Origin of the sequence: Allobosea sp. (assembly GCF_030694325.1) — a bacterium.
Taxonomy (GTDB): Bacteria; Pseudomonadota; Alphaproteobacteria; order Rhizobiales; family Beijerinckiaceae; genus Allobosea.
Map to the genome: position 1 here is coordinate 17247 of NZ_JAUXYO010000022.1, position 12790 is coordinate 30036.

Genomic DNA, 12790 nt, shown 5'->3' on the forward strand with positions numbered 1-12790 from the left:
TCGGCAGGGAGTTCGCCTTGGAGGAGTGGGACGTCATCGTCATCGGCGCCGGTTCGGCCGGTTGCGCGCTGGCCGGGCGTCTGGCGCTGTCCGGGCGCGACCGCATCCTCGTGCTGGAGGCCGGCCCGCGCGACCTGAATCCCTGGCTGCATCTGCCGATCGGCTACGGCAAGACCTTCTACCATCCGCGCCTGAATTGGATGTACCGGACGGAAAAGCAGCCGGGCCTGGCCGGGCGGGAAATCTACCAGCCACGCGGCAAGGTCGTCGGAGGGTCGAGCGCCATCAACGCGATGGTCTATATGCGCGGTCAGGCCGAGGATTTCGACGGTTGGGAGCGCCTGGGCAATCCCGGCTGGGGCTGGCGCGACGTGCTCGCCACCTATCGCCGCATGGAAGACCATGCGCTGGGCGAATCCGCCTGGCATGGCGCCGGCGGCCCCGTCCATGTCGAGGACATCGCGCAGGCCGTGCATCCGTTGACGCCGCTCTTCGTCCAGGCGGCACAGGAAGCCGGCCTGCCCTTCAATCCCGATCTCAACGGCGCGACCAGCGAGGGCGCCGGCATCTACCAGATCACCACACGCGGCGGCCTGCGCGAATCCGCGGCGCGCGCCTATCTGCACCCGGCCCGCCGGAGCGGACGCGTCAAGGTCGACACCGGCATCCTCGTTTCGCGCATCCTGTTCGAGGGGAAGCGCGCCGTGGCGGTCGAGGGCTGGCGCGGCGCGCAGCGCGTGAGCTTCCGTGCCAAAGGCGAGATCGTGGTCGCCGCCGGCGCGATCAATTCGCCTCAACTGCTGCAACTCTCGGGCATCGGCGCTCCGGACATGCTGGCCCGGCACGGCATCGCGACCGTGCAGGCGCTGCCGGCGGTCGGCCGGCATCTGCAGGACCATCTCTGCTACGACCATGTCTATCGGTCGCGGCGTCCGAGCCTGAACGACGATCTTTTGTCCTGGCCCGGCCGCGTCCGCATGGCGCTGACCTATCTTCTGCACCGGCGCGGCCCGTTCTCGCTGAGCGTCAACCAGGGCGGCGGCTATCTGCGGACGCGGCCAGACCTCGAACGGCCGGATATGCAGCTCTATTTCTCGCCGCTGAGCTATGAGCGGGCGCTGCCCGGCGTGAGGGCGCTGATGAAGCCCGATCCCTTTCCCGGCTTCAGCACCAGCGTCTCGCCCTGCCGGCCCCACAGCCGCGGCCATGTCGCGATCCGCTCGGCCGATCCCCGGATCGCGCCCGAGATCGCGCCGAACTATCTGTCCGATCCGCGCGACGTCGTCGACATCCTCGCCGGGGCCCGCTTCCTGCGCCGGCTGGCAGCGACGCCGACCTTCGCCGCCCTGATCGAGAGCGAGATCAAGCCCGGCCCGCACTGCGCCGACGATGCGGCGCTGCTCCAGTCGATCCGCCAGCAGGCCTATTCGGTCTTTCACCCCTGCGGCACCTGCCGCATGGGTCTCGATCCCACAGACTCCGTGGTCGATCCGCAATTGCGGGTCCACGGACTGGAAGGCCTGCGCGTCGCCGATGCGTCGATCTTCCCGACGATCCCCTCGGGCAACACCAATGCGCCTGCGATGATGGTGGGCGAGCGCGCGGCCGACCTCATGCGCGAGCGCTGACGGCCGCGCATTGCCAACGGCGCCCGGATCGCGGACACAGGCGCCGGACCTTCGACAACCCCCGCTTTTCTCCGAGGAGACCCCCATGATCACGCGCCACGAAGTCACCGGACGGCTGAGCAAGGTGCTCGTCGCCAACGGGTTCGCCTTTCTCTCGGGTCTGACCGCCAAGGACCGCAGCGGCGGCGTCAAGGAACAGACGGCGGACATCCTTGCACAGATCGACGGCTATCTGGCGCTCGCCGGGACCGACAAGACCCGCATCGTCGTCGCCAATATCTGGCTCAAGGACATCTCGACCTTCGCCGAGATGAACGCGGCCTGGGAAGCCTGGGTCGACCCGTCGCAACCGCCTGCGCGCGCCACGGTCGAGTCACGCCTCGCCGCCGAGAACATCCTCGTCGAGATTCAGGTTCAGGCGCTGTCAGGGAGCCTCTGAACCGCCGGATCGTGGCGTCAAGACTGCACGCACCGGCGGCGCCGGAAGGCTATTTCGGGCGAGCCAAGCGGCCAGGGCTGGCCATCGATGCCAGCCGCTCCGCCATCTTGGGGCGACAGCCCTTGTCGATCGAGATTGGGGTCGCGGCCCCAGATTACCGAACAAGAACCTCGATGCGATCATCGAACTCGAAGTCCGCATCGAGGCGTTCGCCCACATTCCGATCGGTCTCACCGGCGATGGCTGCGACCTCGATCGGCGGCCTGAGGCAGCCCCCAAATTGACCGGACACGGCCTCCCACTTCGGCAGGAGGTAGGAGCAGTGTCGTGTCTATGACGGGTTCGATATCGAAGAGCGAGGTCCTTTCGGGACGCGAGCGGCGGCGTCGCTCGGTGCCCGCCGAGAAGCTGGCGATCGTCACGGAAACCCATGAGCCGGGTATGAGCGTGAGCCTCGTGGCGCGGCGGCATGAGCCTGCCATGCCGGCGCCGAAGGCGAGACCGGCCAAAACGAGCGCAACGCTCACCGGGCCGATATGGGCGGAGCTGAGGGCTCCTAAAACATCACCTCATAGGCGCAGTTGACGGCCAGCTCGGAGATCGACGCCGTATTCGGGAGTTGGACGATCAGCGCGACGAGCCGCGCCAGGTCGTCAGGGCGCGTCATCTCCTCCTGCGGCAGCGGCGCCTGCGCCGTCATGTCGGTCGCGACATAGCCCGGACACAGCGCGATCGAACGCACCCCGTCGGCGAAGGCCGCCTGCCGCACTGCATGCGACAGCGCCACCATCGCGAACTTGCTCATCTGGTAGCCGGCATTGCCGTTGCGCACGCGCTTGCCGGAGAGGGAGGCGACATTGACCACCCGGCCCTGCCCGTTCGTGCGCAGATGCGGCAGCGCGGCCTGGATCAACCGGAACGGCGCCTTGAGATTGACCGCGAGCATCGCATCGAGGTCCCCCTCGGTCCCATCCACCAGCGAGACGTTGCGCAGGATGCCGGCCGCGTTGACGAGGATGTCGACGCGGCCGAAGCGCGCCATCGTGGCCTCGACCCAGGCTCGTTCGGACGCGGGATCGGTCGCCTGATAGGCGAAGCTCATCATCCCCGCGGGCGCGAACCCTTCTCCGGGCGCCAGGGCCGGATCGCGGATGGCGAGGCTGAGCGCGATGCCCTGGCGCCCCAGTTCCTCCGCGATCGCCCGCCCGATTCCGCGGCTGGCTCCGGAGATCATCGCGACTTTCATCATCGTCTCGATCCTCAGAGCCGGGCCATGCGGCGGTCGATCGCGTCCTGGAGGTGATACCAACCGCTGACGATCGGCAGGAACCAGGGTCGCCCGTCATAAAAGGGCACGGGAACTTCGGGAAAGGCCGGGCTGTCGAAGGCGCTCGACTGGTTCTGGTGACCGAGCAGCTTCAGGGCCGACTGGTGCCCGAGATAGGTCATCAGCGCGACGCCGTTGCCATTGCAGCCGAGGGCGAAGTCGATGCCGTCGCGGCGGCCCATATGGGCGATCTTGTCGGCGGTCATGCCGACCTTGCCGCTCCAGCAATGGGTCACCCGGTAGCCGGCGAGTTGCGGCCAGACCTTCAGCATCATCGCATGAAGACGGGGCGCAGCCTCCCGCTCCGGCAGATCGAACATGCCCGGCCGGCAGCCGAACAGCACGCGCGTCCCGTCCGGCGAGGGACGCGAATAGACCAGCTCGCGCTTGGAGTCGGTGATCATGCGGCGGCCGGGGTTGATCTGCGCCATCAGTTCCGGCGGCAGCGGCTCGGTCGCGATCTGGTAGCTGCGCACGCCGACGATGCGCTTGCCGAGATCGGGATTGCCTTGGCCAGTGTAGCCATTCGTGCCGAAGAAGACGTTTCGCGCCCGGATCGTGCCGCGGCCGGTCTCGACGCTGTAGAAACCGTCGACGAGCGGCCCGACCTTCAGCACCGGCGCATGCGAGCGCAGCCTCGCCCCGCTTTCGGTGGCCAGACGCCGCAGCGCGCGGTGATATTTCGCCGGATGCAGGCCGCCATACTCGTCGATGACGATGCCGCCATGGTAGTAATCTGTCTGCGTGACCTCGTGCTGGCGCGATTTCGGGATCTCGTGGACCGTCACGCCCGTGTGCTCGGCGAGGAGTTCGCCATGCCGCCGCAGGCGGTCGTAATGGCGCGGGACATGCGCTCCGAAATAGCGCCCGAAGACGCCGAGATCGGCATCGAGCTGCTTCTCGGCGATCAGCGTCCTCAGATGCTCATAAGACGAGATCGAATCCGCGAGCAGCCGCTCCATCCGCGCCGCATCGACGCCTTTGACCGCGCCGCCGATGACGAGCTTCTGGCCGCTGGAGACCATGCCGCCCGAGCGGGTCGAGGCGCCGGCGCCGAGCTCCTCGGCATCGACGACGGTGACGTCGACGCCGTTGCGCGCCAGTTCCGCCGCCGCGGACAACCCGCAATAGCCCGAGCCCACGACCAAAACGTCGGTCGTTCCCGGCAGCGCCTCCCGGGCCGTCGCCGGAGGCGCGGCATCCCACCAATAGGGGTCGGTGGTGAAGTTCGGCGCCAGAACGGCGGTCTCGTCAGGCATGATCAGCCGCTCCGAAGGATCTGATATTGGACAGGAAGGCGCGCGTGCGCTCGTGCTGGGGGTCCGCAAAGATCGGCCCCGGCGGGCCCTGCTCGACGATCTGTCCATCGGCCATGAAGACGACGCGGTCGGCGACCTCGCGGGCAAACCCCATCTCGTGGGTGACGACCACCATCGTCGTGCCATCGCGAGCGAGATCGCGCATCACGTCGAGGACGCCGGTGATCGTCTCCGGGTCGAGCGCCGAGGTCGGCTCGTCGAACAGGATCGCCTTGGGCTGCATGGCCAGGGCCCGCACGATGGCGACGCGCTGCTGCTGCCCGCCTGACAGCGCGGAGGGGTAGTCGTCCGCCTTGTGGGCGAGGCCGACCTTGGACAGCAGCGCCCGCGCCCGCTCTTCGGCCGCGGCCCGCGGCAGATTGCGCCGGCGCTGCGGCGTCAGGGTCATGTTGCGCAGCACAGAGAGATGCGGAAACAGCGCATAATCCTGAAAGACCATGCCGATCTCGGTCCGAAGCACCTGCCAGGCGCTCTCCTTGTGGATGTCGACCGCTCTTCCGGCGACCGTCAGGCTGCCCTCGTCGGGCCGGACGAGGCCGTTGATGCAGCGGATCAGCGTGCTCTTGCCCGAACCGCTGGGGCCGATCAGCACGAGCACGCTGCCGGGCGCGACATCGAGATCGATGCCGCGCAGCGCCTGATGGCTGCCGAAGCGCTTGCCGATCCCGCGCAGGCTGATCAGGGGCTCTGCACTCATGCGGCGAGCTCGGCCAGATCGCGCTTCAGCGTCTCGCGCGCCTTCTGGAGACGGCCGCGCTTGTCGGCCAGCGCGGCGTGCCGCGTTTCGAGCCGCGCCTGGGCCGATTCGACCGAGCGAGCCACGGCCTCGGGCGCCGGGCCGCCCGGCAGGATACGGCCGGCGACACTGGCCGTGGGATCGAGGCTGCGCCGGACGAGATCGGCATCGAGCCCGATCGCCCGGCCGAGCTGGTCTCGGGCGGCGTCGTCGACCATCTGCGTGGTGATGCCGTCGGCGGCGAGCCCGGCATCCATCGCCGCGCGCACGACGGCGCCAACGATGTGATGGGCCTCGCGGAAGGAGAGGTCGGCGTCCCGGACCAGGATGTCGGCGAGATCGGTGGCCGAGGCGAAATCCTCCGTCACGCGGCGCTTCATCAGGGCGGCGTTGGGCCGCCCCGTCGCGATGATCAGGTCGAAGAGCGAGAGGCAGCGCAGCACCTCCTCGCCCGCCTCCCAGACACCGCGCATGCCCTCGCGGTTGGCGTCGATCGTGTTGGTGAAATGCGTGCCCTTCACCGCCGTCGCCGAGGCGACGTAGAGGCCGAGCAGATGCCCCGCCTTGCCCTTGAGATGTTCGAGAACCACGGGGTTCTTCTTCTGCGGCATGATGCTGGAGGTGCCGGTGACGCGATCGGGGAACTCGACCGTCTGGAACTCGTGGCTGACCAGCACATGATAATCCTGCGCGACACGGCTCCAGCCGATCGCGATCTGAGAGAGGCCGTTCAGGATTTCCAGGCCGAAATCGCGCGTCGCTACCGCATCGAGCGTGTTCTCGACGAGGCCTTCGAAGCCGAGCGAGGTCGCGATCGCGTGGCGGTCGATGGCGAAGGTCGTGCCGGCGAGCGCCCCGGCGCCGAGCGGGCTGATGTTCGTCCTGGCCCAGGCATCTGAGAGGCGGCCGAAATCGCGCTCCAGCGATTGCGCGACGCCGGCCAGGAAGAAGCCATAGGTCACCGGCTGCGCCGGCTGGAGATGGGTGTAGCCCGGCATCACCGCCTCGCGGAAGCGGAATGCGCCGTCGAGCGCGTGCTCCTCGACGGAGAGCAGCGCCTGGCTGGCGTCGAGCAGTAGATCCCGCGCCCGCATGCGGTCGAGGCCGGCGCTGAGATCGTTGCGGCTGCGGGCGATATGCATGCGGCCGCCGGCATCGGTGCCGATCAGCTTGATGAGATGGGCCTCGTAGTTAAAGTAGGAATCCTCCCGCTGCGGGTCGAGTTCGACGACGTCGGGGCCCTCAGCCTCCATGCGGAGAAGGCCTCCCGCCAGCGCCTTCGCCGCCTGCGGCGAGATCAGCCCGCACCGCGCGAGCATGAGCACATGGGCCTGGTTGAGGTCGCTCATATGCCCGAAGACATTCTTGAAATCGCGGGCGAGGCGCGGCGCGTAGATGTGATCGCAGACCTCCTGGGCGACCTTTTCGGTCAGGCGACGGCTGACTTTGGATTCCATGGCGACGTCCTTCGAGGAAGCGGGGAAGCAATCGGGGATCAGGGAAGCTGTGTGACGGGCTGCTCGACGACCGGCGTGCCTGGCGCCACGCGGCTGCGGTCGGCCTTCAGGCGTCGTTCGAGCCAGCGGCCGAACCAGCTCAGCGTCGAGCAGATGACGAAGTAGATCAGCAGCACGGCGCCATAGACGGTGAAGGCCGGATTCCAGCCCTCCATCATCGTGGTGCGCTCGACGATGATCTGGCCGACCTTGAAGAACTCGGTCACGCCCACGAGCGCGCCCAGCGACGTCGCCTGCACGAGCAGCGTCAGCAGGCCGACGAAAGGGGGCAGGATCGAGCGCAGCGCCTGCGGGCCGGCGATGAAGAGGTAGACCTCCCAGCCTTTCAGGCCGAGCGCAGCCGCGCTCTGCCACTGGTGCCGTGGCACGGCGTTGAAGCCGGCCCGGACGACCTCGGTGCCGTTGGCGCTGCCCCAGAGCGAAAGACCGACCGTGACCGCAGCGAAGGGCGAGAGCTCAAGCCCGAAGAGCGGCGCGACGAAGAACACGAAGAAGATGTTCACGATCAGCGGGATGTCGCGGAACAATTCGACATAGACCTTCACCGCGATTCGCAGCCAGGCGAAGCGCAGTGTCGCCAGCGTGCCCAGCACGAAGGCGATGAGGGTTGAGAAGAACAGCGTCGCCAGCGCGAGCGACAGCGTCATGCCGATGCCCTGGAGGATGAAAGGCAGGTTCTTGATCAGGAGTTCCATCGCCCCGCCCTCAGGTCCGGAACGGCGTGTTCAGCCGGTATTCGAGCCGGCTGGCGAAGAAGGAGAGCGTGAGGACGAGCGCGAGATAGATCACGCAGATGGCCGCGAACATCTCGATCGTGCGGAAGTCCATCGAGATGCGATCGATCGCGACGAAGGTCAGTTCGGCCAGCCCGATCGCCTGGAGATAGGAGGAGTTCTTGAGGAGCGAGATCGAGGTGTTGAGCATCGAGGGCAACCCGACGCGGACCGCCATGGGCGCGGCGACCAGCCGGAAGAAGCGCCAGGGCGAGAGGCCCAGTGAGAACGCCGCCTCGCGCAGGCCCTTGCCGACCGTCTCCAGCCCGCCGCGGATGTTCTCGATCTGGTAGGCGCCGGCCCAGAGCGTCAGGCTCAGCACGCCCGACCAGAACAGCGAAAGCTTCAGGCCGAGGCCCGGCAGCCCGTAGAAGATGAAGAAGAGCTGCGCGAGCAGCGGCGTGTTGCGGATGAACTCGACATAGGCGACGACGACCTTGTCGAGCACCGGCACCTGCAGGACGCGAATGGCCGCGCCGCAAAGCCCCATCGCGATGGACAGCACGATGGACAAGGCACTGACCTGAATGGTCAGCCACAGGCCGCGCATCAGCGCCGGCCACTGGGCCGCCAGATAGGAGAGGTCGAATTCCATGGTCGCGCCGGCCCCTGGCCCGAGGGTGGAGCCGGAGGCGGTCTTCCGCCTCCGGACGAACGAAGGACGCTGATCAGCGCGCCGTCGGCTTCGGCTTGACGAAGGCGTCGGTGTAGAAGGGTCGGATGTCGGCCGGGATCCACTTCTCGATCCATGTCGCGTAGAGGCCTTCGGCCTTCATGCGGTCGAGCGCGGCATCGACATAGGCGAGCCAGGCCGCCTCGTTCTTGCGGACGCCCACTGCCGCGTCGGAGATAGCGAAGGGCTCGCCGACGAGGCGCAGCGACGGATCCTTGGCCGCGATCACGATCAGCGTCGCCGCGTCATGGGTGTAGGCGTCGCCGCGGCCCTGCTTGAGCGACTGCAGCGCGTCGGAGGCCGTGTTGAGCCGGAGATTGTCGACCTTCGGCATGGTGTCCTCGAACCACTTCGCCTGGGTCGAGCCCTTCAGCATGATCACCGTCTTGCCGGCGACATCGTCGAGCTTCTTGATCGGGCTGTCCTTGGCCACGAGCATGTCCGAGCCGCCCCAGCGATAGGGCTTGGAGAAGTCGACGACGCGGGCGCGCTCGGGCGTCACACCAAGCGTGGCGATGAGCAGATCGACCTTCTTGCCGTTGAGCTGCGGAATGCGGTTTTCGGCGGTGACGCAGGTGAGTTCGATCTTGTCGGCCGAGCCGAACGCCCAGGTCGCGATCTGGATGGCCATGTCGGTCTCGACCCCGGCGAACTTGCCGGTCTCATCCTTGTAGCCATAGGGCGGCTGGTCGCAGCGAACGCCGGCCTTCAGCAGGCCGGCGGACTTGATCGCTTCGGGAAGCGGAGGCAGGCTCTGGGCCTCGGCATGAAAGGCAAAGCCGAGGCCGGCGAGCGCCGACAGGGCCATGCGGCCGGCGGAGATGGTCTTGGTCATCCGTTGTCCCTCTGTTGGACCGATGCTTCGGTTCTCGGTGGCTGAAAGCCGGACATTGCCGGCGGTGTGGCGGCGTGAGGCCGCTCGTCGGTGTGGGGCCATGAGGCCGGATCGTGAGCGCCGGGATCGCGGAGGCCGGAGCCGGTCAGCACGAGTGTGACGTGGCGCCCGGCGAGACGTCCGTCGCGAGCGATCTCATCCAGGGCGGTCAGTGCCGCGGCAGCGGAGAGTTCGGCGTGGAGACCACAGGCCGCCAGCGTCGCCTGTGCCCGGCGGGCCGCCATGTCGTCGACGGGAACCGAGAGCCCACTGCTCGCACGCAGGGCGGCGAGCGCCTGAAAGGTGACTGTCTCGCCTGCGGTTGAAACCTGGGCGGTGTGCCCCTCGAACCGCGAGCGATAGTCCTCGCCAGCCATCACGCGGGCGAGCCGGGGAAAGGGCTCGACAGCGACCAACCGGGGCATGACACCGCCGATCTCCTCGAAACCGAGCCGGAGGCCGGAGAGAAGGTCACCGCGCGAACTCGGCACAATGACGACATCGGGCCGGTCGAGACCGGCGAGTTCAGCGGCGAGCGTCTTATAGCCCTCGATGCCGAATGGGTCGGTGCCAATTGCCGGAAGACGGTAATTGGTGGCGGCGAAGGCGCCTTCGGCGACGCGGCGCGCCAGATGCTCCCAGCGCCCCAGGCTGTCGGGCGCCTCGATCAGGCGCGCGCCATGAGCCACCATGGCGCGACGATAGGACTGCGCGACTGCAGCCGTCAGGGCGATCTCGGTGGGCAGCCCGGCATGGGCCGAATAGGCCGCGATCGACAGGCCGCCATTGCCACTCGACGCGGCCACGACAAGTGGAACGTTGCAGGATAGGGCGCGAGCGATGAGCCGGGCGCTCATCCGGTCCTTGTGCGAGCCGGTCGGGTTGCACCATTCCAGCTTCGCCGTCAGCCGGCCGAGCTTCATCGTCTGTGCCAGGGCCGACAATTCGACGCTGGGGGTACCACCTTCACCGAGAGACAGCGCTTCAGGCAGGCGGATCCCACGGCCTTGGCCAGCGTAGATGAGCTTCAAATTCGACGCGTGGCCTTCGCTGGCACAGCGGGGGCACCCGGCGGCGTACGTCTCGACGGGCCAAGCGGCGTCGCAGCGCAGGCAGATCATCCCGCTCGGAACAGTCGTCGCTGCGATGTCGGGCGCGCTGGACATAGACAAAAGTATTGCGATCGCCTGCCATCTGGTCAAATCTCAGTTCTTCAGCCTTCTATTCACCAGTGATATAGGGTCAGCATGAACCTCCGGCATGTCGATGCCTTCCGAACCATCATGTTGCGCGGCTCGATGACGGCGGCGGCGCAGGAGTTGCGGACGTCGCAGCCCAGCATCAGCCGTCTGATCGGGGAGCTGGAGACCGAGATCGATCTCAGGTTGTTCGAACGTCGGGCCGGTCGGTTGCGGCCGACGCCGGAGGGTCTTGCCTTCTACCGGGAGGTCGAGCGCAGCTTCACCGGCCTCGAAAACCTGACCTCGGCGGCGCGTGATATTCGCGCCTTCGGCACTGGGCGGCTGCGCATCGCCGCCATGCCGGTGTTGGCGCTTGGGTTCATCCCGCGCTGCATCCGCCGGTTCAAGGAGCGCTTTCCGCGCGCCATCATCTCGCTCCAGATGGGCAATGACGGCACGGTGACACGCTGGATGTCATCGTCCTATTGCGACATCGGCTTCGTCGCAAACGTCATCGACATTCCGCAGGTCGAGCATCAGCCGCTCTACGTCGTGCCCGGTGTCTGCGCTCTGCCTCCGACCCACCGACTGGCCTCGAGCGAGGCCATCCATGCGAAGGATCTCGACGGTGAGGCGTTCATCTCGCTCTCGCTTGAGGACGGGGCGCGAACGCGTGTCGACCGGGTGTTCGATGATGCCGGGGTCCGCCGCCAGATGACGTTGGAGACGCCCTTCAGCGCTGCGATCTGCGCTCTTGTCGAGCAGGGCCTCGGACTCGGGCTCGTCAACCCTATCGCGGCGGACGACTACCGGCATGCCGAGATCGTCTTCAGGCCCTTCCGGCCGCAGGTGATGTTCCACGGGCACGCGATGTTCCCAAGTCGCAATCGCGAGGATCCGCTGGTTGAGGGCTTCCTGTCGGTGGTCCGGGAGGAGCTCGCCGGCTATCAGCGTCCGCTCGTCGAGGGTCGAAAGAGCGCTGGCGCTGGCAGATAGGTGCCTTGGGCTCCACCGCGCGGCAGAGTTGCTCAGCGATGTTGATCCGGTGAAAGCGCAAATCGAACGGTAGCCACGCTTCGCTACTCGGCAATGGCCGCCGAACGCACCTATTCGCTCAACCAAGCTGGCCAAACGGCAGGCTGAGACAGAGCCATTTCGCTCAACCGACTTGTTTCCGGGATGGGCCAAGTTCCGTCGCAGATGGCACGCGCCCTTCGAACCAGAATGCCGCTGCCGCGCGTGACATGGCCGCTCCGTCATGTCCGATGCCCGCAACGGGAACGAGCTGCCAGTTGCAGGGTGTTCCGCGAGCCTTGGCCTCGGTCTGTCCGGCCTGGAGCATAAAATAAGCCCGGCCAAAGCGGTGGGGCCCTTGGGCCAGGGCTTCGGGGTTCGAGGGAAGATTAGCATCGTCGGTCGCGATGTCCCGGTCGCCGGCCAGCAGCACCATCGGCAGCGCCAGCCAGCGCACAACAGCCTCTTCCTCGATCCCGAGGCCTCCCAGCCCTTCGGCGAAACGGCGCTCAAGCGTCGGCAGCGTGTACCAGCCGGCATTGGCGGCGATCGCTTCGCCGAAGGGTCCCATGCCGAAGGTCGCCAGCATGCGATGAACGAACTGGCCACCAGCCGAATGGCCGAAGATGCGGATTGTAGGCTGCTCGATCACGCTGGCTGCGCGCAAGGCCTGGATGACCCGGGCGGGCACGGCATAGAGCCACTGTTCGCGGGGCGTGATGGTACCATCCGCAGCGACGACGAAGCCGTTATTGTAGCCCTCGGCCTTGGGGAACGCCGCGTCGGGAAAGGTTGGTGCCACGATCAGGAGGTTGTGCTTCTCGGCCGCGTCGATCCAGAAATCGCGGTAGTCGTCGCCATTGCGCATCATGCCGTGCTGGACCACGACAACGGGATCGTTGGGCCGATGACGCTCGGGACGGTAGCAGTTGACCGTCAGCGGCCGCTCCGGATGGCAGGCATCGACGAAGGGCAGCGTGCTGCGGCCGGTGGGCGGGTTGAGCGTGGTGGTGGTCATGCGGCCTCCGGAGCCGTGTGCAGATGGCAGGCGGCGCTGCGGCCGGGCGCAATCTCGGCCAAGGGCGGCCTGATCTCGCGGCACACCGCCATCGCCTGCGGGCAGCGGGGGTGAAAGGGGCAGCCAGGCGGCGGTGCCAGCGGCGAGGGCAATTCGCCACCCAGCGGCTTGAAGGCCTGCTTGCGCCGCGCGGCGGAGGGAATCGTCGAAGCGGCCACCGAGGTCGACGCCGACCTGCTCATCTTCGGGTGGGGCGGACGTCCCGGCGGCCGTGGCGCCGCGGCCGGCGCG

At 67.4% G+C, this 12790-nt stretch carries 14 protein-coding genes and 1 pseudogene; 5 read left to right on the forward strand and 10 right to left on the reverse strand.

What is annotated here, in order from left to right; translation table 11 throughout:
- The first annotated feature begins 17 nt into the window (after positions 1 to 17).
- From Q8M82_RS00980 to Q8M82_RS00990, 3 genes and pseudogenes are all read left to right on the forward strand, one after another.
- Positions 18 to 1628, forward strand: a complete 1611-nt coding sequence (locus Q8M82_RS00980) for a GMC family oxidoreductase (RefSeq protein ID WP_305689519.1) — start codon at positions 18 to 20, stop codon at positions 1626 to 1628.
- Between the two features lie 85 nt (positions 1629 to 1713).
- Positions 1714 to 2067: a RidA family protein gene (locus Q8M82_RS00985; RefSeq protein ID WP_305689520.1), complete on the forward strand. Its 354-nt coding sequence runs from the start codon at positions 1714 to 1716 to the stop codon at positions 2065 to 2067.
- 333 nt (positions 2068 to 2400) lie between these two features.
- A pseudogene (locus Q8M82_RS00990) lies at positions 2401 to 2538 on the forward strand (IS3 family transposase); the annotation flags it as partial.
- A gap of 85 nt (positions 2539 to 2623) precedes the next feature.
- Here the strand turns inward: Q8M82_RS00990 and Q8M82_RS00995 are convergent.
- From Q8M82_RS00995 to Q8M82_RS01030, 8 genes are all read right to left on the reverse strand, one after another.
- Positions 2624 to 3316 (reverse strand): SDR family NAD(P)-dependent oxidoreductase, encoded by a 693-nt coding sequence (locus Q8M82_RS00995; protein ID WP_305689521.1) that lies wholly within the window; start codon positions 3314 to 3316, stop codon positions 2624 to 2626.
- Positions 3317 to 3327: 11 nt separating this feature from the next.
- Positions 3328 to 4653, reverse strand: a complete 1326-nt coding sequence (locus tag Q8M82_RS01000; RefSeq protein ID WP_305689522.1) for an NAD(P)/FAD-dependent oxidoreductase — start codon at positions 4651 to 4653, stop codon at positions 3328 to 3330.
- Entirely contained in the window at positions 4646 to 5410 is a 765-nt protein-coding gene (locus Q8M82_RS01005; RefSeq protein ID WP_305689523.1) for an amino acid ABC transporter ATP-binding protein, read from the reverse strand. Before Q8M82_RS01005 ends, Q8M82_RS01000 begins: the two co-directional genes overlap by 8 nt.
- On the reverse strand, positions 5407 to 6906 hold the full coding sequence (gene argH / locus Q8M82_RS01010) for an argininosuccinate lyase (protein ID WP_305689524.1): 1500 nt from the start codon (positions 6904 to 6906) through the stop codon (positions 5407 to 5409). Before argH ends, Q8M82_RS01005 begins: the two co-directional genes overlap by 4 nt.
- A 38-nt stretch (positions 6907 to 6944) precedes the next feature.
- Entirely contained in the window at positions 6945 to 7661 is a 717-nt protein-coding gene (locus Q8M82_RS01015) for an amino acid ABC transporter permease (protein WP_305689525.1), read from the reverse strand.
- Positions 7662 to 7671: 10 nt separating this feature from the next.
- A complete protein-coding gene (locus Q8M82_RS01020) occupies positions 7672 to 8334 on the reverse strand; it encodes an amino acid ABC transporter permease (RefSeq protein ID WP_305689526.1) in 663 nt (220 codons plus the stop codon).
- Positions 8335 to 8407: 73 nt separating this feature from the next.
- On the reverse strand, positions 8408 to 9247 hold the full coding sequence (locus Q8M82_RS01025) for a transporter substrate-binding domain-containing protein (protein ID WP_305689527.1): 840 nt from the start codon (positions 9245 to 9247) through the stop codon (positions 8408 to 8410).
- Positions 9244 to 10317, reverse strand: a complete 1074-nt coding sequence (locus Q8M82_RS01030; protein WP_305689528.1) for a pyridoxal-phosphate dependent enzyme — start codon at positions 10315 to 10317, stop codon at positions 9244 to 9246. Before Q8M82_RS01030 ends, Q8M82_RS01025 begins: the two co-directional genes overlap by 4 nt.
- On the opposite strand from Q8M82_RS01030, the gene Q8M82_RS01035 reads away from it, so the two are divergent.
- On the forward strand, positions 10307 to 10537 hold the full coding sequence (locus tag Q8M82_RS01035) for a hypothetical protein (RefSeq protein ID WP_305689529.1): 231 nt from the start codon (positions 10307 to 10309) through the stop codon (positions 10535 to 10537). The genes Q8M82_RS01030 and Q8M82_RS01035 overlap by 11 nt on opposite strands.
- Positions 10534 to 11463 carry a LysR substrate-binding domain-containing protein gene (locus tag Q8M82_RS01040; protein WP_305689530.1) on the forward strand — a complete coding sequence of 310 codons (930 nt, stop codon included), beginning with the start codon at positions 10534 to 10536 and terminating at the stop codon, positions 11461 to 11463. The genes Q8M82_RS01035 and Q8M82_RS01040 overlap by 4 nt, the downstream gene beginning before the upstream one ends.
- A 163-nt stretch (positions 11464 to 11626) precedes the next feature.
- Here Q8M82_RS01040 and Q8M82_RS01045 read toward each other — a convergent pair whose 3' ends face one another.
- Both Q8M82_RS01045 and Q8M82_RS01050 read right to left on the reverse strand, forming a co-directional pair.
- Positions 11627 to 12499 (reverse strand): alpha/beta fold hydrolase, encoded by an 873-nt coding sequence (locus tag Q8M82_RS01045; protein WP_305689531.1) that lies wholly within the window; start codon positions 12497 to 12499, stop codon positions 11627 to 11629.
- On the reverse strand, positions 12496 to 12741 hold the full coding sequence (locus Q8M82_RS01050) for an oligopeptide/dipeptide ABC transporter ATP-binding protein (protein ID WP_305689534.1): 246 nt from the start codon (positions 12739 to 12741) through the stop codon (positions 12496 to 12498). The genes Q8M82_RS01045 and Q8M82_RS01050 overlap by 4 nt, the downstream gene beginning before the upstream one ends.
- Positions 12742 to 12790: the final 49 nt, after the last annotated feature.

Excerpts from the sequence above, each read along its gene's own strand:
- Q8M82_RS00985 (WP_305689520.1), top strand. The coding sequence starts at position 1,714 with ATGATCACGCGCCACGAAGTCACCGGACGGCTGAGCAAGGTGCTCGTC.
- Q8M82_RS00995 (WP_305689521.1), bottom strand. The coding sequence starts at position 3,316 with ATGATGAAAGTCGCGATGATCTCCGGAGCCAGCCGCGGAATCGGGCGG.
- Q8M82_RS01000 (WP_305689522.1), bottom strand. The coding sequence starts at position 4,653 with ATGCCTGACGAGACCGCCGTTCTGGCGCCGAACTTCACCACCGACCCC.
- Q8M82_RS01005 (WP_305689523.1), bottom strand. The coding sequence starts at position 5,410 with ATGAGTGCAGAGCCCCTGATCAGCCTGCGCGGGATCGGCAAGCGCTTC.
- argH (WP_305689524.1), bottom strand. The coding sequence starts at position 6,906 with ATGGAATCCAAAGTCAGCCGTCGCCTGACCGAAAAGGTCGCCCAGGAG.
- Q8M82_RS01015 (WP_305689525.1), bottom strand. The coding sequence starts at position 7,661 with ATGGAACTCCTGATCAAGAACCTGCCTTTCATCCTCCAGGGCATCGGC.
- Q8M82_RS01020 (WP_305689526.1), bottom strand. The coding sequence starts at position 8,334 with ATGGAATTCGACCTCTCCTATCTGGCGGCCCAGTGGCCGGCGCTGATG.
- Q8M82_RS01025 (WP_305689527.1), bottom strand. The coding sequence starts at position 9,247 with ATGACCAAGACCATCTCCGCCGGCCGCATGGCCCTGTCGGCGCTCGCC.
- Q8M82_RS01035 (WP_305689529.1), top strand. The coding sequence starts at position 10,307 with ATGAGCTTCAAATTCGACGCGTGGCCTTCGCTGGCACAGCGGGGGCAC.
- Q8M82_RS01040 (WP_305689530.1), top strand. The coding sequence starts at position 10,534 with ATGAACCTCCGGCATGTCGATGCCTTCCGAACCATCATGTTGCGCGGC.
- Q8M82_RS01045 (WP_305689531.1), bottom strand. The coding sequence starts at position 12,499 with ATGACCACCACCACGCTCAACCCGCCCACCGGCCGCAGCACGCTGCCC.
- Q8M82_RS01050 (WP_305689534.1), bottom strand. The coding sequence starts at position 12,741 with ATGAGCAGGTCGGCGTCGACCTCGGTGGCCGCTTCGACGATTCCCTCC.